A 19,427-nucleotide genomic window follows, 5' to 3' on the forward strand; every position below is an offset into this window, starting at 1 on the left:
CTTCAGCCATCGTAAAAAGAGCCGCGATCTATTGTTTTCACACCATTTAATAACCACTTCACGTGCCACTTAAGGTTTTTTTGTTGATTTGAATGTTGAAACCTCTAGAATCAGTCAATATTTTCAAGTTATGTTGCTCAAATCCTTTATGGCCACTGAGACAGGCATGTGAAGCTGTCTCGACGGTATCTCAAACCCCAGGAAGCAATCCTGGCCCCCCCCCGTCAGCTGCGTTACCGCTGCGGAAATGGTGTACCTCGGTAACGCCAATGCACCAGACTTGGGTACTGGCGTGACATTCGGAGAGTTGGCATGCGCCCAAATGAAAGAAGGCAACACATCCTCGAACTCCTGCGCCAACGCGAGCGAATATCAGTTGACGAGTTGGCAAGGACTCTCAGTACGTCTCAGGAAACCATTAGAAGAGACCTAACGGAGCTAGCCGATAATGGACAGATCACAAAGTTTCACGGCGGTGCTGCGCTGCCTCCAACGGGAGAACATGAAAACGCCTTTCAGACTCGTATGAACGAGTATTCTCAGGAGAAGCGCGCAGTCGCACGCTATGCAGCAGGTCTTTATCAACCTGGCGACAGTGTCCTTATCGACACAGGTACAACGACTCTTTTTTTTGCGCAGGAACTAGCCAAGCTCAATCGAATCACTGTCATTACCAACTCGCTCCGCATTGCCGGCAGCATCGGAGCCAGTGGCAACAGAGTCTTCATGATCGGTGGGGAATATCGCCCTGAGTCGGAACAGAACATCGGTGCTCTGGCGATGGAACAGATCTCTCGCTTCAACGCCGAACACGCGGTCGTCACGATCGGTGCCCTCAGCGCGGATGGAGCATTCGACTTCTCAATCGAAGAAGCAGAAATCACTCGGGCGATGATCGCCCGCACGCGTTACCTGACGGTTATTGCCGATTCTTCAAAACTGGGGAAAAGAGCCCTTTTCCAAGTGTTCCCACTGGAGCGCATTGATCGACTCGTCATTGACCGCAAGCCAATGGGAGAGCTCGCGCAGGCGTTGGAAAATGCCCACGTAGAGGTACATGAGGCGCCAATGCTCAGTAAATCCGATTGGTAATAGGCGGTAAGCCTGACACGTGAGGTCAGGCTTTTTCCGTATGTTCAGCGATTGCTAAGGCTTCCAAGCCTGCGAGATAGATCCTGCATGCCTTGGCTCAGAGTGCTGAGTATCGAGGAGTCGCGGGCGCTTTCCTCGCTCGCGAGATGGATTCGCACAGCCAGTTCGTTGATCTCTTGAGTGACACAGCTTTGCTCCTGGGCTGCAACGGCAATCTGCCGCGCCCGTCGAACAATGTCATCGAATCCTGTGATCGTTCCTTCAATCGAGTTGTTAAGGGTTCCTGCCTGCTCAGCCACCATCTGAGTGCGACTCTCTCCGGCTACCATCGTACTGACTGCCGTCATAGAAGCCTGACGGAGCTCGCTGATCATGCTTTGGATTTGATCTGCAGATGCTTGGGTACGCCCTGCGAGCGCCCGCACTTCATCCGCTACCACCGCAAAACCACGCCCCAGTTCTCCCGCCCTAGCTGCTTCGATTGCAGCATTGAGTGCGAGTAGATTGGTCTGAGAGGAAATAGACTTGATCACATCCAGCACGCCACTAACGCTTTCGATATCAGATCCAAGCTGGGTTATTGACGCAGCAACACCAGAGATGTCGGAACTCAACGAGTCGATGGTTTTGCCGTTTTGCTTGACATACGATTGACTCAATCGCGCATTGTTAAGAAAGTCTTCGGCCGTGTCAGAGCAATCACTTGTGTTCTTTGCGACCTCCAAAGCACTCGAGGCCATCTCCGTCACAGCAGTTGCCAACATCGTGTTGTCCTGCCGCTGCTGCTCCGCCCGTTCGGCCATCACTACTGAAAGGTTGGTAACTGCGTCCGCTTGTCCTTGAAGCATCGCCGACTCTCGAGCAATGCTATCCAGCATTCCCTGAAGGCGACCGGCATAGTCATTCACCGCATGCCGGAGCAAACCTATCTCATCCTCTCGGTCGATCTCCAGCTTACCGGTTCCTGGATTACGCTCCTTTCCCAAGCTCTTGATTTGGTTGGTGGTCTCACCAATCAACCTAAGCAGCGAACGACCAGCCACCCAAATCAATCCGAACAGAATCACCAAAACAGGAATCAAGGCGATCAACACATCGCTGGAGAGCTGACTCGCAATCGCGGTCATTTTGTGTTCCGGCGTTACCAGTCCGATCACCCACCCTGTGTCAGCAATACGCACCAGGCTCACGTATGCGGCAGTGTTGAAAGACTTCTCACGACTCACAAGGATGGTACCCGGATGAGCATCGGCGTTACGCCCCCAACGAAGAACGTCTCCAAACCAAGGATACTTGGCTAGTAAATCTGGAGCCCCTTCGGCATGGGTGCCAGGTTGAACACCAGGCAAACTGAGCACGTTACCGGAGCGGTCGATGGCAAATGCGTAACCGCCTGTAACGTTGCCATTGGCGTTAAGGAATTCCGCCAAACCAGATAGGGTAAGGTCAATAGTGGCTACACCTGAGAATTTGTTATTTCGGCTATAGGCCACTGAGCACGTAGTCATGAGAACCTTACTGACCGGATCGATATATGCGTCTGACCAACCGCACTTACCAGGAGCCGCAGTACGCCCCTGTTTGTACCAGTCCGCATCTTGGTATGGGGTCATCCCTGGGCCATTGTTCTCATCAGAGAACATCAATTTCCCTTGGTCGGATCGCGCCCAATAGAGGCTATTGAGCTCGATACCCGGAGTGAAAGCATTTGGCTCCGGCCATAGCCCACCACCAGCGACAGCGACGTCTCCATCGCCGTCAATGATCTTGATCAACGTGGATTTAGCTAACGCCTCATCCAGTGGCAGAGAACTTCCAAGATCGGCAATAGCTGCCGTTCTACCCTCAATCTCAGAGAGCTTAATAGAAAGTTGTCGAGATATCGCGAGAGCTGATTGCTCAGACGCTTGCACCTGAGCTGTGACAAGTTTTGGCTCTCCACGAAATATGATCACGCTGCAAATTAACGTCGCTATGACCAATAAGATGAATCCCAAACTCAATGTAAATCGAGCAATTATTGTCTTAGGCACAAAATCAATCCGCGATATTAACAAAAGCGAGACGCAAAAAAGCACCTGCGGCCACTCGCGGACGCAGGTGCTATCTGCATACGTTTACAGGTAGGAATCCAACGCCGGCATGCGCTCAAGCTGCTTACGACGGGTAATCCAGACAGACAGAAAGACCACGACACCCCCCCCCATGGACGCTAGAACGTACAACTGAGCAACTCTGAAGTCCGACGGAATGATGAACACACAACTCTCAACGAATAGCCAGACGCATGCACCAACCACCACCGGCCACTCCCACTTGCCTAGAGTGAAGTCATCTGGATGATGAATGTGCTTGTGACGAGTACCGATGTATAGCAAGACAGTTCCACTGTATAGCAGCACTGGAAACAGTGACGCGGCACCTAATAGTTGGGTAAGCGCATCCGGGTTGCTATAAAAACTCAGCACAATCAAGATAGTCACAACACCAGCAACAATAGTTGCCCAAAGCGGCCCGCCTGTTGGACGTGGAACAATGCTCAGCTTTTCAGAAAACGGCAAACGCCCGTCGCGTGCCATTGCGTGAATCAGTCGACTGTTACTGGTCATGATTACCAGTCCACAAGCAAAAATCGCTATACAGACGACGACCAAGATGATCTTGCTGAATGTTTCACCAAGCGTCATTTGGATGATATCTGCAACCGGCGAAGAGCTTTTGGTCAGCTCAACGATGTGATCGCCAATACCAAGGCTGATAACAATCAGAAATAAGGTTCCCAGGACGCCACTGACCAGTACCGCATTTATCATCGCTCGAGGAACAACTTGTTTGGGATTGTGGGTTTCTTCAGCAAGATTTGCCGCTGACTCCCAACCTACCAAAGTGAAAGCACCGAGCAGTCCGGAGAGCATGAAAGGGCCCAGCCAACCGTAGTAATTGTCACTGTGAACAATCCCAGTAGACGTGAGGTTGGACAGGTTGCCTTTCCCAAAAAAAGCCACGGCAGCCCCGATTGCGAGGATGAGTCCAAACACTGCGACGACTTCTGCCCCAACGGCCATATTATTGATTTTTGTCAAGATTGGTGTCGACCAGATGATCAACAGCATCTGCACGACCAAGACCACCACCGTGGTCAGTGCTCCTCCCGCAGGCGTGTACTCCAATCCAAGTAACGGAAACAATGCAACTTGGGCTAGCCCATAGTCCACAGCCACCGTGACTATCCCCAAGAAAGCAAAACTTGCCCAACCGAACCACCACCCTAGAACGGGGTTCACCAACCTGCTGGCCCATTGATAGCTGAAACCCGACAAGGGGATCTTGCTCGCAAGAAGGCCAAAAACAAGAGCAACCAATATAGTACCCAATGTCACAAGCGGCCATGTCCAGATGCCCACCGGGCCGCTAGATATCAACATACTTCCGTAGGTTGAAAAAAGACCTGTAGTGATAGAGATGAACGAAAAGGCCACTGCAAAGGACTCAAACTTTCCAAGTGTTCTTTCGAACTGCGCTTGATAACCGTCCTCACCAACAACTGCTCCCACGCCTCCTGGCTGTGAGTTATTTTTTTTATCAGACACGTGATGTCTCCTCTAGTGTGCATATCATCAACCTCCGCCACGTCACTCTTATCTAAATATCGAGCGATGGTGCTGGAGTTAAACCATTTACCGCACTTCATTTACTAGATAGTTTTTTATTGTGGCTTTGCACCTTTTTAGTGGCGGATCGGTCAGGTAACGATCACTCCATCCAGGTGTCGCGCCTATAAAGAACCACCGAAATTAATAACGGGCGAGAAATCACCCTGCATAAATCAGTTAACGCCAGTCGCGACAGCGACCCACAGCATCAGTAAACGTTTTCCGCCACTCCAGAGCGGTCTCAGCTGAGACTTTTGGGTGGAAGTGGGTGCTGGTATTACGAGGCGGGGTTAGGTCAATACCGAGCCCTTTTGCGGCCAATGCCGCACAACCGAAAGAGGTCAGCTCGTCGAAACGTTGAGTTACAATGCACCGCTGCAGGGCGTCAGCAAGAAACTGTGCAAAATAAGGGCTTCTTGCCAGACCACCATCAATGGACAAGTGATCGGTGACACTCAAGAATCCATCCATAGCGGTGATAACTTCCACGCTGCGTAAAGCAACACCTTCCAGCAGTGCCTGGCACATATCCTGTTTGGTCGTCCCCCCATTCATTCCCACCCAGAGGGCCGCAGCACTGCGATCCCAATGGGGACATCCCAGACCGGACAAGGCTGGTACAAATGCCAACTGCCTCGAAATGGCAGGAGGTTCGTCGAACGCTGCTAGTTCAGAGAAGTCGGAAAATAGGCCGAGACGTCCCGCCCACTCAACCGCTGCACTTGCGTCATAAACCCCTCCATCCATGGCATAGGTAGGTTTACCCGCGATTTGCCAAGCGATAGTTGCCAGCAACCCTTTTTCTGGCGCCCTAATGATCTGATCGCCGGTCAATGTCAAAGCGAATGCCCCGGTACCAAAGGTGATCTTGGCATCGCCCCCGACCCTGCACCCGTGGCCATACAGTGACGCCTGTTGATCGACTATAGATGCGGTTACAGGGGTGACCCCAATCTCTCCGAAATGACCTACGGTATCGCGAATCTCTGGCAGAGCTTCGATCGGAACACCGAATAGCTCACACAACTCAGGATCCCATTGGCCTGTCGCCAGGTTCATAAGCGACGTACGTGAAGCCGTAGTGACATCGGTGGCAAAGACACCAGTCAGCCGATCCAGGAAATATGCATCAGTAGTACCCAACCTTAGGCGCCCAGCTTTGAATGCGCTTTTAGCCGCAGGAAGGTTTTGCAATATCCAAGCGAGTTTGCTTGCCGAAAAATATGGGTCGAGGGGTAGCCCTGCACGTTCAAGTGTAACTGCCTCACATCCTTCACTGCGCAGCTTGGCGATCTCACTAGAGGTTCGATTGTCCTGCCAGACAATTACTGGAGAAAGAGGCTCGCCCGTCTTCGCATCCCATGCCAAGCAGCTTTCGCCTTGGTTTGCGATTCCGATTGCATCCACCTTCCCGGTAGCTTCCAGGCAGCGCTGTATATTATTGAGCAATTCAATAGGATCGTGCTCAACCCAACCTGGATGAGGGTGATGCTGCTGGTGACGCAACGACAACTGGATATCGGCTGCCCCATTTTGAGTGGCAACAAGTACTCGAGTGCTAGTAGTGCCTTGATCAAGTGCTGCAATTCGCATTAGTTAGTCTCCTAAGCTGGCAGTTTTTTTGTTATTGGCCGACAAAGTCGACTTCGATTTGCTGGGTATTTTGGGGCAGGTTCAAGCTAGCGATGGGAATGAGTATTCGCCGCTCCGGAAGCGAGGAACTCTTGCGAGACCAAACTTCCTGACCATCTGCACGCACCACAATCTCTCCTTCGGTAGCCTGGCTGACACGTAACTGCAGATGCTTCATACCCTCCACCGAGGACAGCACCAGGCGCTGAGGCACGCATAACTTGAGCCCTTCCCCGCAAACGACCTCAAGAGAAGGTGTTTTGGAGGGAAGTTGCCCCCTCAGATCCCCAGCGATGAGTGAGCCAATCTTGCGACCTTCCCGAAACGACCACCCAGCCGTTTCGATAGGGCGAAGCAGGTTGCCTGCGGCAAAATAGGCGGGATCAGAGCAGCGACCATATTGGTCGATCACAGGCCCGCCACTCTTCGGGTCGAGCTTCAGCTCACTGAGCCTTACCAGGCTCGATTCCGGAGTGAAACGACCGGTGAGCAAGACGCCATCACAGTCGAACTCCTTGATGGCTCCGTCTGCCAGACGAACACTGGCGCCTTCGACACGGCCTGTGCCGTGCACCTCCAGAAGTTCCGCACCGAAGTACATAGGGACGCCGCACAACCGGGGGAATAGCGACAAAGGCCAGCGAGCAGTCGCGCGGTTGTTGGCCTCGATCATTGCCACAGGCCGAATGCCCGCGCGACGAGCACTGAGGATGGAAGAGAGGCTCACAAGCTCGGTGCCGACTATCAGTGGGCGATCAAAAGGTTTCAGGTGCTCCAGATAAAGATAAGACTGGAATGCACCAGTGTTGATAACACCCAACGGGCGATCCCCACCGACCAGTCGAGCTGAACGTGGCGTTTCACGAGCACCTGTTGCGATCAGTACTCGACTGGCTTGGATGGTCACCGGTTTGTTAGGGCTCACGATTTCCAGTAGCCCCTTGGCGCCCAAGCGAGTGACTGAGTGCAAAACACGGATATCCACGCCCGCTTTCAACGCCTCACTCACGTTGCGTTTCGCGTAGCCCGGGCCGGTCAGGATACGGCCGTACTCCCAGAAACCGAACGGTGGATGACCACAATGACGGGGGATCCCACCGGCCTCAGGTTCACGTTCAATGACAACGACTTTCTGTACTCCCTGACGACGCAACTCAACCGCAGCAGACAATCCAGAGGGGCCACCGCCGATGATGGCGACATCCACTTTTTCAATTTCAATGGGTTTCATGGCACACACCTGTAGCGAGCGGAACGGCAAGACGGCCAGCACTGAGTTCGGCCACCCGTGCTCCGCAGTAAAACCCCTGACAGCGCCCCATACAGGCACGGGTGCGACGCTTAAGTCCTCCCAAATCCCCTGGTGGTAACGCGCTGTTAAGTGCAGCGTCGATTTCTCTCAGGGTCACCATTTCGCAGTGGCATATGATCTCGCCGTAACCTGGCTGCTGGTAATCGCGCGGCAAGTGCTCGGCAAGATTGGGCAGGCTCGGCCATTGCAACGAAGCTGCTGGGACACTCTGGTGAGAGCTTTCGTTGAGGCTGACGACGTGGCGGGCGATGCCCAGAGCAGCCGTAAGGCCAGTGGAGCGAATGCCCCCCACAGTGATCCAATTGCGGTCGGCTACTTTCCGAATCCGGTATTCCTTCTTATCACTCGCTGGGCGCAGCGCTGCATAGGTTGCCGTCACCGGCATCCCTTCCAATGCCGGGATACGCTCGACCGCCGCATCGACTAACTGAGAAAGAATGGAGCTGTCCAAGCGTGCATGGACGCGATCGTCCTGCTCTTCTGCCGTTGGACCTACCAGCAGATTTCCATAGACAGTGCGAGTGATGACGATGCCCTTGGTGCGTTCATTCGGAACGGGCAACACAATATTGGTCAGGTACTTCGAGGCTGCTTTGTCGAATACAACGAATTGCCCCTTGCGAGGATGGATCGAGAAAGACGCCTCACCAAGCAACTGCTCTTCAAGTTTGTCACCAAACAACCCTGCGCAATTGATCACGGTCGTTGAACGGACATCCCCCTTGGAGGTGGTAAGCGACCAGGTTAGCCCATCAAAGCTTCCACCCGTGACTTCACAGTTAAACTGCGCTTCAGCACCGTGCATCATGGCCTGCAGCAGGTATCCCAGCGGCGCTGACCAAGGGTCGATCAGGTATTCACCCGGTACTTCTGCCGCAGCTAGCGCGTGATCAGCGAGGTGAGGTTCCAGACTCCGAACACGCGCCCGGTCGATCAACTTGACGTCCGCGACACCATTGTCATGAGCTTGCTGGACGATCCCGCCCAACTTATCCAGGTCGGCTTCGTTCCAAGCCACCACCATCGCGCCGGTTTTCAGCAGCGGAAGCTTCATCTTCTGATGAATTTCCAGATACTCCCGGTAACCCTCCTGCATGCACAGAAGCTCAAGACTTCCACTCGGGGCGTCGAAGCCGGTATGCAGGATCGCGCTGTTACCCTTACTCGCGCCCGACAAAATGTCTGGGCTTTTTTCGAGCAAAAGCACTCGCGCGCCTTCCAAAGTAAATCGACGCACCATCGCGCATCCCACTACGCCGCCGCCGATAACTACGACATCGTAGGCATCGGTGTGATTCGGGAATGGTTTCATCATGATCTTGCCTATTGAATGAAATACAGCATCTGTGTTGACCGAATAAGCTGCACTGCATATGCCACTGCCAAATTCGATGTTGTTTTGACCGTTTAAAAACAGTAGAGCGGTCAATAGAAGTCAGCGCACCCCCTCCCAATCGCTCCTAGCGGCAGCTCGACGACGCACGATATTTCTCATCAAACAGGCCTCTTTCGCCTGAAGTAGCCATTTCAACGCTTAGTTCGTCACTGCGTTTCATGTTGCCCGTTCCATTTGAGAGTCGGAAAAACGGGCAGGCCAAAATCGGTCAAGATTTTGTTGGCTCAGTCATAATCGTGTTGAAACACGTTACCAAGCTACACAAAGGTGCAGAAAGTGTTACCTACCCTTTATTTTGTGGCGTTTATAGACACTTTAAATGCGTCAGCCAAAGGGTAAACGATGATTTCTCTCGCACTGAAACCATGAAAACCCATACATACCTCACAACTAAAAAGCATATCAGTCACTTATTACACAGTTTATTGACCGATATACGAGACAAAAAACCATAATCGTTCACAAAAAAAACGCTCCGGCATGGATGGTGCGACCTGTTGAGTACGTCATTGATCAGCCTCATCCATAACCGAGATGTCCTTACCATGTCACGCAGAACGAAAATCGTTGCCACCCTCGGCCCCGCCACAAACTCCCCTGAAGCCATCGAACGGCTCGTTCAGGCCGGAGTCGATGTGGTACGTCTCAATTTCTCGCATGGATCAGCGCAGGAACACATTGCTCGCGCAGCACTGGTCAGGGACATGGCAGCGAAGCATGGTCGGTTCGTAGCTGTCCTCGCAGATTTGCAGGGCCCAAAAATTCGTATTTCTCGTTTTGCCGACAGCAAGGTCACGCTGGTTAAAGGTGCCGAATTCATACTGGATGCGACGCTTGGCCGAGACGAAGGTACGGTCGACTGTGTGGGTATCGACTACAAGGCGTTGGTATCCGACAGCAGTCCTGATGACATTCTTCTGCTCGACGATGGTCGAGTTGAATTGAAAGTGCTCAAAGCTGAACCAACTCGGCTTGTCTGCGAGGTGCTGATTGGCGGGCCATTGTCGAACAACAAAGGCATCAACCGTAAGGGTGGCGGCCTGTCCGCCTCTGCTCTCACAGAGAAAGACCGAGAGGACATTCTCACCGCTGCCCAGATGCGCGCGGATTATCTGGCGGTGTCGTTCCCACGCAATGCGGCCGATATGCAACTGGCCCGGCAACTGATGACCGAGGCTGGTGGAGAAGCAGGCTTAATCGCAAAGATCGAGCGTGCTGAAACCGTGCAGGACGTGCAAGTCCTCGATGCAATCATACTGGCCTCTGAAGGCGTCATGGTTGCCCGGGGAGACCTGGGGGTAGAGATCGGCGATGCAGAACTCGTAGCGGTACAAAAGCTCATCATCGACCGGGCCCGCACTCTGAATCGAGTGGTGATCACCGCCACCCAGATGATGGAAACAATGATCACCCAGTCAATGCCTACCCGGGCAGAGGTATTCGACGTTGCGAACGCCGTCCTGGATGGAACCGATGCGGTGATGTTGTCAGCCGAGACAGCTGCCGGCGCCTATCCCATAGAAACGGTTGAAGCGATGAACCGCGTGATCCTGGGAGCGGAAAAACATCATCTGGCCCATCGTTCTAAGCATCGCCTGAACGAAACCTTCTCCCGGATTGACGAATCCATCGCCCTTTCAGCGATGTACGCAGCGAACCATCTGACCGGCGTGAAGGCGATCATCTGCATGACCGAAAGCGGCGATACCCCTCGCCTGATGTCGCGCATTCGCTCACACCTTCCGATTTTCGCGTTCTCCCGCAACATCAGAACTCAGCATCGAGTGGCTCTGTTTCGTGGTGTGTCGACCATTCCTTTCGACAGCAACGACATCGCCAATGACGAAGTAAATACCCGCGCAGTGAAAGAGCTGGTTGATCGCGGGATCGTTGCGGCAGGCGACCATGTATTGATCACAATGGGTAACTACGCCAATGCACTGGGCGGTACCAACACCCTTCGCATCGTGCGTGTGGGTGATGACATCCAATGAGCACCACCGACCTTAAGAAAGCATCAGGTCGGCCCGAGTCGGGAATGCAAAGTGCTTGGCCACGCGATTTCGACATCCGCGAAAGCCGTGCAGAGCAACGCGAACTCCTGGCCGCAACTGTGCCGACTCACGACCCAATTCAACTTCGCAAAGGTAAGAACACGATGACCAGCAACAGCATCATTAACAGCATCTCGGCTCGCGAGATCCTCGACTCCCGAGGTAACCCTACTATCGAAGCTACCGTGATCCTTGAAAGCGGCGTTGTTGCCTTTGCAAGTGTTCCTTCTGGAGCGTCGACCGGTACTCGTGAAGCCCTTGAGCTACGAGACGGCGAAAGTCGCTATAAGGGCAAGGGTGTCGAGAAAGCCGTTGCTAATGTCATCGGGCCGATCCAGCAACGCCTGAAAGGTATGAACGCGCTTGATCAGCAGGCCATCGATAACGCGATGATTGCTCTGGACGGCACCGAGGACAAGTCGCTACTCGGTGCGAACGCAATCCTGGCCGTTTCGCTGGCAGTGGCTAAGGCCAGTGCAGCCGACTTGAAGGTTCCTCTCTACGCTCGCCTGGCGCAGATCTACGGTAAACCGTTCAGCTACAGCATGCCGGTACCGATGATGAACATCATCAACGGCGGAGAGCATGCTGATAACAATATCGATATCCAGGAGTTCATGATTCAGCCTGTGGGAGCCAAGACCTTCAAGGAAGCACTGCGCGTCGGTGCCGAAATTTTCCACACTTTGAAGAAGGTGCTGTCGGATCGAGGCCTGAGCACAGCAGTCGGCGATGAGGGCGGCTTTGCCCCTTCGCTGAGTTCGAATGAAGAGGCTCTTGTCATCATCCTGGAGGCTGTTGAGAAAGCCGGCTACGTAATCGGCCAAGACGTCACGCTAGCCTTGGACTGCGCTGCGTCCGAGTTCTACAAGGATGGTCGCTACGTGCTCGCAGGTGAGGGGCAATCGTTCGACTCGCTGGGCTTCGTCGACTACCTAGCCAACCTCTGCGACAAATACCCAATTGCCTCGATCGAGGATGGCATGGATGAGAGCGACTGGGCGGGATGGGCGGCCCTCACTGAGCGTCTGGGGCACCGTGTCCAACTGGTGGGAGACGATCTGTTTGTCACCAACACCAAGATCCTAAAGCGAGGCATTGCAGAAGGTATCGGCAATGCCATCCTAATCAAGTTCAACCAGATCGGCACGCTCACCGAGACGTTCGATGCCATCCAGATGGCTCAGGATGCAGGCTATAACGCCGTCATTTCGCACCGCTCCGGTGAAACAGAAGACACCACCATTGCAGATCTTGCAGTGGCAACGCGTGCAGGCCAGATCAAGACCGGCTCGCTGTGCCGCTCTGACCGTGTTGGCAAGTACAACCAACTCTTGCGGATCGAAGAGGTTGAAACGACCGACGTTGCGTACGACACCGCTCCCCTGCTGGCGAAACTCCAAAACGGGGGCCGGTCATGAGAAAAAAGATCGTCATCGGCAACTGGAAGATGAATGGAGGGCGAGCGAGCAATGCTCAGTTGCTCGACTGCCTGCTGCGCGCATCGAAAGATTCGGACGCAGTCGACATCGCAGTTTGTCCGCCAACGCCTTACCTGTCGGGCATTGCTCAACACCTTTTCGGCAGCAGGGTGACGTTGGGCGCTCAGGATCTGAACGAGTACAGCTCTGGTGCCTATACCGGCGAAGTCAGCGGATCAATGCTGGTAGAGGTTGGCTGCCAATGGGTACTGGTGGGCCACTCCGAGCGTCGAACCCTTTTTGGGGAGACCGACGATCGAGTAGCCAGAAAATTTGAAGCTGCGCTCAAGGCAGGGCTTACCCCCGTCCTATGCATCGGAGAAACCCTGGAGGAGCGGCGCCAAAACCGGACTTATCAAGTTGTCACTTCCCAACTGCAAGCGGTCATCGCATGCGTGGGTATCAAGGGTTTGAAGGGTGCAGTCATCGCCTACGAACCAGTTTGGGCAATTGGTACCGGTGAAACCGCAACCCCTGCCCAAGCGCAAGAAATCCACGAAGTCATTCGCAACTACCTCCATGGCATCCAGCCCTCGGCAGCACAAGAACAGCGGATCGTATACGGCGGAAGTGTCAAGGCCGAAAACGCCATGGCCCTTTTCAGCCAGCCTGACATCGATGGCGGATTGATTGGAGGCGCATCGCTGGACGCGGACGCCTTCCTCTCCATCTGCGCAAGTGCAGGCGCCGCGTGATGGCGAGGCTACGCCCTACCTGATGAACACGCCATCAAGGCGTATTGAAAATCCTAATTCCTAGAGTATCTATGATGACCCCTGATGAAATGAAAAGCCTCTTTCCCGAGGTTGGTAGCATCCCCCCAGAGTACAGTGCTCCTGAGCCAATGCAGCAGCGCGAGTACCTGGTAGGTGGCGGGCTTATAATCTGGGATGGCCCTTTAGCAGAAGTCCGTAGTCCGGTGCTTGTTAAGGTATCAGGCACCGAAGAGCAGGTGGTATTGGGCAGCACGCCATTACTGGATGCAGAAACTGCTCTCCAAGCACTGGATGCAGCCGTGCTCGCTTACAATAACGGGCGTGGTGAATGGCCTACGATGCGGGTTGCCGAGCGAATTCAGCACGTCGAAGCGTTCCTGTCCCGTATGCGCGAGCAGCGCACCCTGGTGGTCAACCTGCTGATGTGGGAGATCGGCAAAAATCTGAAGGATTCCGAGAAGGAATTTGATCGCACCTGTGATTACATCGTCGACACGATCAACGCGCTGAAAGAGCTCGACCGCCGCTCCAGCCGTTTCGAGCTTGAGCAGGAAACTCTGGGGCATATTCGCCGCGTCCCACTAGGCGTCACCCTCTGCATGGGGCCGTACAACTACCCGCTCAACGAGACTTTCACCACCCTGATCCCTGCGTTGATCATGGGCAACACCGTGGTGTTCAAACCCGCAAAATTCGGCGTGCTACTCATCCGCCCGTTGCTCGAAGCGTTCCGAGATAGTTTCCCCGCTGGCGTAATCAACGTTATCTACGGCAGTGGCCGCGAAACCGTGGGCGCCCTGATGGCATCAGGCAAAGTGGATATCTTCGCCTTCATCGGTACCAACAAGGGTGCGAGCGATCTCAAGAAACTGCATCCACGCCCTCACCGCCTGCGCGCAGTTTTGGGCTTAGACGCCAAAAACCCTGGCATCATCCTTCCAGACGTCGACCTCGATAACGCGGTTTCAGAGGCAGTTTCCGGCGCACTCTCATTCAATGGTCAGCGCTGCACCGCCCTGAAAATCCTGTTCGTTCATGAAGACGTTGCTGACGCCTTCGTGGACAAACTTAGCGCCAAAATTTCTGCGCTCAAGGCAGGTATGCCCTGGGAGTCCGGCGTTTCACTGACGCCGTTGCCAGAGCCTGGGAAAACTCAGTTCTTGAATACCCTGGTGGCTGACGCAGAGGCAAAAGGTGCACAAGTAGTGAACGAAGGGGGTGGCCAATCCCACGAAACCTTCTTCTTCCCGGCTGTGTTGTACCCAGTTTCGTCGCAAATGCGCGTGTACCACGAAGAGCAATTCGGCCCAGTTGTGCCCGTCGTCCCATACCGAGATATCGAGACGGTGATCGACTACGTGCTGGAGTCGGACTTCGGCCAGCAGCTCAGCATCTTCGGAACCAACTCCAAAGAAGTTGCGCGCCTGATCGATACCTTCGCCAACCAAGTGGGCCGTATCAATATCAATGCACAGTGCCAACGCGGCCCGGATGCCTTTCCATTCAATGGCCGCAAAAACTCGGCCGAAGGGACGCTCTCTGTACACGACGCACTGCGTGTGTTCTCCATCCGTACCCTAGTTGCTACCAAGTTCCAAGACAGCAACAAAGCGTTAATCAGCGATATCATTCGCAATCGCGAATCGTCGTTCTTGACCACCGACTACATTTTCTAAAGGCGAGATGATGACCGCGAAAACACTCATCATTCTGGACGGCGTTGGCCTGCGGGAGTCCACAGACGCCAATGCGTTCGCTGCTGCGAAAACCCCTACCATCGACAGGCTCTTGAAGGAGTATCCCAGCAGCCAGATCGAGACCTCTGGCATAGCCGTGGGACTGCCTGATGGACAGATGGGAAACTCCGAGGTGGGGCACATGAACCTCGGTGCCGGTAGGATCGTCTACCAGAGCTTCACACGGATCAATAAGGCAATTGACGACGGAGAGTTCGCAGGTAATCCATCTCTCAATCACCTGATCGACGCCACGTCGCAACGTGGCGGTGCGCTGCTCATCATGGGGCTTGTCTCCTCGGGCGGAGTGCACAGCCACATCGACCAGATCATAGCGCTGACAGATGTCTTGTCGATGAAGACCAGTTGTCCAGTGTACATCCACGCATTCCTTGATGGTCGAGATACGCCTCCCAAGTCCGCGTTTAGCTTCATCAGCACGTTAGAAGCGCACATTCACGTAATGCGGAATGTACGGATCGCGTCCGTGATCGGACGCTATTTTGCGCTGGATCGAGACAACCGCTGGGATCGAGTGGAGGCTGCCTACAATTTGATCGCCGACGGCCAAGCCGAATACCAATTCAACACCGCTACCACAGCGTTGATGGCTGCTTATGATCGTGGTGAAACGGACGAGTTCGTGAAGGCTAGCTCGATTGGGGATACAGTAGGGATTGCTCCGGAAGACAGCATTATTTTCATGAACTTCCGCCCTGACCGTGCTCGGCAAATCACCAGTGCCTTGACCAACAATGACTTCGATAAGTTTGCTCGTAAGCAAGTAATCCCTGCTGAGCAATTGCTAACGTTGACTCGTTACTCCGACGACATACCTTGTCCAGTGATGTTTGAACCGCAGCCGCTGACCAATAGCTTGGGGGAAGTATTGGCCACGCAGGGACGTCGCCAGTTGCGGATCGCCGAAACCGAAAAGTACGCCCATGTGACGTTCTTCTTCAACGGCGGGCGCGAGGCGCCATTTGAGGGAGAGGAGCGCATCCTGATTCCGTCGCCCCCTGTTGCTTCCTACGATCTCCAACCTGAGATGAGCGCGATTGAGCTGACCGACAGGCTTGTCGATGCCATTGATAACGGATCCTTCGACCTCATCGTCTGCAATTATGCAAACGGCGACATGGTTGGTCATACGGGAAATTTCGATGCTGCTGTCAAAGCTGTCGAAACGCTGGATAGCTGCTTGGAACGCGTCGTCTACGCGACGCTAAAGAACGGTGGTGAATGTCTGATCACGGCAGACCATGGCAACGTTGAACAGATGCTTGACGTGCAGTCAGGTCAGGCCCATACAGCACACACGGTCAATCCTGTGCCGCTGATCTGGGTAAGCAACAACATCGAGGGCATCCGCGTTGATAACGGCCGGCTCTGTGACCTGGCGCCGACCTTGCTCGAAATGCTCGGAATCAAGGTGCCCAGTGAAATGAGTGGCCGTAGCCTTCTGGTTCACATCTGACAGTACCGACGTCGCCAGTGCCGCATGTATTTGGGAAATCTCAAGTACATGCGGTTTTGCTGCTTACTTCAGGAAGTCTCGAGCGTAGTTGAATCAGCCCCCGACGCCCCAGATCCCGCCCAGGCTATTAAGCAGCGTACCGCCAACACCCTGGTGACCGAGGTATTGCAGAAGAATCGGCGCAAACTGGCCGATCATTCCGCCTTCCATACCCAGCGCGCTGAAGGCGCTGTTCAGGTCATAGGTGTTCTTCACGTTGTCCAGGTTGCCCAAGGTGCTGTCCAGTGTTGACGATTGGTCAAACGAACTGCCGAGCAGCCCTCCCAGCGCACCCAGTCCGCCGTTACCCGACAACATACCCAGTCCTGGCACCTCCTTGGTCAGCTGTGAGTAATCGGTCGAGCTCAATTGATTCTTCGCCAATCCCAGCATCGCGCTCGTACCGCCGATTGCCTGCTCCGGGGTCACGTCCAGCGAACTCAATGCAGTCAGCAAGCCTGCTGTTTGCGAGGCAGGTGCTCCGGCTGCCGCCTTGTCGCCGCCCTGCATGCCGGACACCGCTGCGGCCATGTCGTCCAAGCTGAAATCGGCGGCAAAGACCGGGCCGGTCGCAAGGGTCATAAGCGAAGCCAAAGCAAAGCCGCGTGAAATTTTCATCAAAACGGACTCCTGAACCCCGAAAGCCACCTGCAATCAGGTGGTGAAAAGCAGCAGTTCGACTGGTCGTGACACTTATTGTTCCCTGCCATTGCATTAATCAACAGATTTGCTGTGCGCGAGCTGGACGCGGGAAGCATCTCGAGCATCTGCCCGTGAACATTGGCTTTTTCGGTGAACATTTGGTTGTATGTCAAAAGCCTCTACTCAAGGATGACCATGGCCACTCACTCCTCTAATCACACACAGAAACACTTGGCAGTGCTGATCGACGCCGACAATGCCCCCGCAGCAATTGTGGAAGGTCTCTTCGAAGAGATAGCCAAATACGGTGTCGCGAGCGTGAAACGTATTTACGGCGACTGGACAGGGCCTCAGTTGGGTGGTTGGAAGAAAGTCCTCTTCGATCACTCCATTCAGCCCATCCAGCAGTTCGCCTATACCAAGGGGAAAAATGCGACTGACAGCTCCTTGATCATCGATGCCATGGACTTGTTGTACACCCGGCGCTTCGATGGGTTTTGTCTGGTCTCAAGCGACAGTGACTTCACCCGCCTCGCCTCCCGACTACGTGAGGAAGGACTGACCGTCTATGGGTTTGGCGAGGAGAAGACTCCGAGACCTTTCGTAGCCGCATGTGTAGTGGTCTAATGAAACCGGACACCCATTTAGGCGAGAATGCTCGTCAGAACGAGGTGTCAGATGACCAAGCAACGCCGTACCTTTTCCGCTGAATTCAAGCGCGAGGCTGCCGACCTCGTACTCAAGCAAAACTACAGCTTCATCGAGGCCAGCCGTTCGCTCGGTATTGGCGAATCAGCGCTGCGCCGCTGGGTCGACCAGCTTCAGAAGGAGCGCACCGGCATCACCCCGCAAAGCAAAGCGTTGACTCCAGAGCAGCAAAAAATCCAGGAGTTGGAAGCTCGAATCGCTCGCCTCGAACGCGAGAAATTGATACTAAAAAAGGCTACCGCGCTCTTGATGTCGGAAGATCTCGAGCGTACGCGCTGATCAATCAGTTAAGCGTCCATGAGCCAGTTGATTGCTTGTGCGAGGTGTTCGAAGTTACGCGTTCGAGTTACTACGCAGATCGCCTCAAACGGCTAACCCCGGATGTTGAAAGGCTCAGGCTGCGCAGTCGAGTGAACGAGCTATTCAGCCGAGGACGAAGTGCGCCAGGCAGCCGCAGCATCACGCTGATGATGCAAGATGAGGGTGAGCAAATCGGGCGTTTCAAGGTGCGCAGCCTGATGCGCGAGCTGGAACTGGTCAGCAAGCAGCCGGGCTCCCACACTTACAAAAAGGCAACGGTGGAGCGGCCTGACATCACGAACATTTTGAGCCGGGAGTTTGATGTCGAGGCGCCCAACCAGGTTTGGTGTGGCGACATCACCTACATTTGGGCGCAGGGTAAATGGCATTACCTGGCGGTTGTTCTGGATCTTTATGCACGTCGAGTGGTGGGCTGGGCCTTGTCAGAAAAGCCGGATGCAGAGCTGGTGATCAAGGCGCTGGACGTGGCTTACGAGCAACGTGGAAAACCTCAAGGGCTGCTCTTTCACTCCGATCAAGGATCCCAATACGCCAGCCGCCAATTTCGCCAACGATTGTGGCCGACTTGGGCGAGTCGAGGAGCACCGGTTGACATAGGAGCGTCAACGCGCCGATGGAACGGGTGTTTCGCAGCTTGAAAACAGAATGGATACCGACCACGGGTTACATGACCGGGCAGCAAGCTCAGCGAGATATCAGCCAGTACCTGATGCATCACTACAACTGGATCCGGCCTCATCAATTTAACGATGGGTTGGCCCCGGCAAAAACCGAAGAAAAACTTAAAACCGTGTCCGGGATGAGTTGACCACTACACACCATACCCAACGCCTTGGAAACGTGGGCCGCTTTATTGGCTGACGACCTCAACCATTCGCAGGGCTGCCCGACGCTGACGATAGCTGATGGGAGGGAGATGCGCCCTCCAGCAAGGCATCCACCACTGCCCGCGCCACTTCCACCGAATGCAGCATGCTCCAGAACAACGCCCGTTCGACCGGGTTGGTGTGCAGGCTGATTTCGTCACCATTGAGTTCTGCGGTTTCGAGCAGATTGGAAACGTAGACCAGGGCGTCCTGGGCGGTTACTCCGGGCTGGATGGCGAATAGCGTGGGTTTGTAGGGGGCTTCGGGGATGACGGGTTTGGCGCAAGTGAACGCCAGGGTAT

13 protein-coding genes and 3 pseudogenes are annotated in these 19,427 nt (G+C 54.3%); 8 read left to right on the forward strand and 8 right to left on the reverse strand.

The annotated features are described in order from the left end of the window. The first annotated feature begins 312 nt into the window (after positions 1-312). Entirely contained in the window at positions 313-1,092 is a 780-nt protein-coding gene (locus HX866_RS25060) for a DeoR/GlpR family DNA-binding transcription regulator (RefSeq protein WP_177091360.1), read from the forward strand. A 44-nt stretch (positions 1,093-1,136) separates the two neighbouring features. Here HX866_RS25060 and HX866_RS34890 read toward each other — a convergent pair whose 3' ends face one another. From HX866_RS34890 to HX866_RS25085, 6 genes and pseudogenes are all read right to left on the reverse strand, one after another. Continuing rightward, positions 1,137-2,219 (reverse strand): methyl-accepting chemotaxis protein, encoded by a 1,083-nt coding sequence (locus tag HX866_RS34890; protein ID WP_371319287.1) that lies wholly within the window; start codon positions 2,217-2,219, stop codon positions 1,137-1,139. A gap of 309 nt (positions 2,220-2,528) precedes the next feature. Beyond that, a pseudogene (locus HX866_RS34895) lies at positions 2,529-3,170 on the reverse strand (cache domain-containing protein); the annotation flags it as partial. Between the two features lie 39 nt (positions 3,171-3,209). Then, entirely contained in the window at positions 3,210-4,682 is a 1,473-nt protein-coding gene (locus HX866_RS25070) for an amino acid permease (RefSeq protein WP_218179771.1), read from the reverse strand. 240 nt (positions 4,683-4,922) lie between these two features. Further along, positions 4,923-6,338 (reverse strand): glycerol kinase, encoded by a 1,416-nt coding sequence (locus HX866_RS25075; RefSeq protein WP_177091358.1) that lies wholly within the window; start codon positions 6,336-6,338, stop codon positions 4,923-4,925. A gap of 31 nt (positions 6,339-6,369) precedes the next feature. Further along, positions 6,370-7,608 carry an NAD(P)/FAD-dependent oxidoreductase gene (locus HX866_RS25080; RefSeq protein ID WP_177091356.1) on the reverse strand — a complete coding sequence of 413 codons (1,239 nt, stop codon included), beginning with the start codon at positions 7,606-7,608 and terminating at the stop codon, positions 6,370-6,372. Continuing rightward, complete coding sequence (locus tag HX866_RS25085) at positions 7,595-9,004, reverse strand: NAD(P)/FAD-dependent oxidoreductase (RefSeq protein ID WP_177092107.1); 1,410 nt, start codon at positions 9,002-9,004, stop codon at positions 7,595-7,597. Before HX866_RS25085 ends, HX866_RS25080 begins: the two co-directional genes overlap by 14 nt. Before the next feature lie 626 nt (positions 9,005-9,630). Here HX866_RS25085 and pyk point away from each other — a divergent pair. The 5 genes from pyk to gpmI all read left to right on the forward strand — a co-directional run bounded on the left by pyk (position 9,631) and on the right by gpmI (position 16,549). Continuing rightward, complete coding sequence (gene pyk / locus HX866_RS25090) at positions 9,631-11,079, forward strand: pyruvate kinase (RefSeq protein ID WP_177091354.1); 1,449 nt, start codon at positions 9,631-9,633, stop codon at positions 11,077-11,079. Between the two features lie 164 nt (positions 11,080-11,243). Next, the gene (gene eno / locus HX866_RS25095) at positions 11,244-12,560 is read left to right on the forward strand and encodes a phosphopyruvate hydratase (protein ID WP_177092106.1); all 1,317 of its coding nucleotides are present in this window, start codon (positions 11,244-11,246) and stop codon (positions 12,558-12,560) included. Continuing rightward, positions 12,557-13,315 carry a triose-phosphate isomerase gene (gene tpiA, locus HX866_RS25100; RefSeq protein WP_177091352.1) on the forward strand — a complete coding sequence of 253 codons (759 nt, stop codon included), beginning with the start codon at positions 12,557-12,559 and terminating at the stop codon, positions 13,313-13,315. Before eno ends, tpiA begins: the two co-directional genes overlap by 4 nt. Positions 13,316-13,404: 89 nt before the next feature. Beyond that, positions 13,405-15,012 (forward strand): NADP-dependent glyceraldehyde-3-phosphate dehydrogenase, encoded by a 1,608-nt coding sequence (locus HX866_RS25105; protein WP_371319288.1) that lies wholly within the window; start codon positions 13,405-13,407, stop codon positions 15,010-15,012. Between the two features lie 10 nt (positions 15,013-15,022). Continuing rightward, complete coding sequence (gene gpmI, locus HX866_RS25110; protein WP_177091348.1) at positions 15,023-16,549, forward strand: 2,3-bisphosphoglycerate-independent phosphoglycerate mutase; 1,527 nt, start codon at positions 15,023-15,025, stop codon at positions 16,547-16,549. A gap of 93 nt (positions 16,550-16,642) precedes the next feature. On the opposite strand, the gene HX866_RS25115 is transcribed toward gpmI, so the two are convergent. Further along, a complete protein-coding gene (locus HX866_RS25115) occupies positions 16,643-17,206 on the reverse strand; it encodes a DUF2780 domain-containing protein (RefSeq protein ID WP_177091346.1) in 564 nt (187 codons plus the stop codon). 219 nt (positions 17,207-17,425) lie between these two features. On the opposite strand from HX866_RS25115, the pseudogene HX866_RS25120 reads away from it, so the two are divergent. Next, positions 17,426-17,845: pseudogene (locus HX866_RS25120) on the forward strand (NYN domain-containing protein); the annotation flags it as partial. 63 nt (positions 17,846-17,908) lie between these two features. Continuing rightward, a pseudogene (locus tag HX866_RS25125) lies at positions 17,909-19,067 on the forward strand (IS3 family transposase). Positions 19,068-19,125: 58 nt separating this feature from the next. Here HX866_RS25125 and HX866_RS25130 read toward each other — a convergent pair. Continuing rightward, a partial coding sequence (locus HX866_RS25130) for a hypothetical protein (RefSeq protein ID WP_177140595.1) occupies positions 19,126-19,427 on the reverse strand: 302 nt, incomplete at its 5' end.

The sequence above is a fragment of the Pseudomonas gingeri genome, from assembly GCF_013386165.1.
GTDB classification, from domain to species: domain Bacteria; phylum Pseudomonadota; class Gammaproteobacteria; order Pseudomonadales; family Pseudomonadaceae; genus Aquipseudomonas; species Aquipseudomonas gingeri_C.

Bases quoted from the DNA above. Each gene is read 5' to 3' on its own strand.
- gpmI (WP_177091348.1), top strand. From the start codon at position 15,023: ATGACCGCGAAAACACTCATCATTCTGGACGGCGTTGGCCTGCGGGAG.
- HX866_RS25075 (WP_177091358.1), bottom strand. From the start codon at position 6,338: ATGCGAATTGCAGCACTTGATCAAGGCACTACTAGCACTCGAGTACTT.
- HX866_RS25115 (WP_177091346.1), bottom strand. From the start codon at position 17,206: ATGAAAATTTCACGCGGCTTTGCTTTGGCTTCGCTTATGACCCTTGCG.
- HX866_RS34890 (WP_371319287.1), bottom strand. From the start codon at position 2,219: ATGACCGCGATTGCGAGTCAGCTCTCCAGCGATGTGTTGATCGCCTTG.
- HX866_RS25060 (WP_177091360.1), top strand. From the start codon at position 313: ATGCGCCCAAATGAAAGAAGGCAACACATCCTCGAACTCCTGCGCCAA.
- eno (WP_177092106.1), top strand. From the start codon at position 11,244: ATGACCAGCAACAGCATCATTAACAGCATCTCGGCTCGCGAGATCCTC.
- tpiA (WP_177091352.1), top strand. From the start codon at position 12,557: ATGAGAAAAAAGATCGTCATCGGCAACTGGAAGATGAATGGAGGGCGA.
- HX866_RS25080 (WP_177091356.1), bottom strand. From the start codon at position 7,608: ATGAAACCCATTGAAATTGAAAAAGTGGATGTCGCCATCATCGGCGGT.
- HX866_RS25085 (WP_177092107.1), bottom strand. From the start codon at position 9,004: ATGATGAAACCATTCCCGAATCACACCGATGCCTACGATGTCGTAGTT.
- pyk (WP_177091354.1), top strand. From the start codon at position 9,631: ATGTCACGCAGAACGAAAATCGTTGCCACCCTCGGCCCCGCCACAAAC.
- HX866_RS25105 (WP_371319288.1), top strand. From the start codon at position 13,405: ATGAAAAGCCTCTTTCCCGAGGTTGGTAGCATCCCCCCAGAGTACAGT.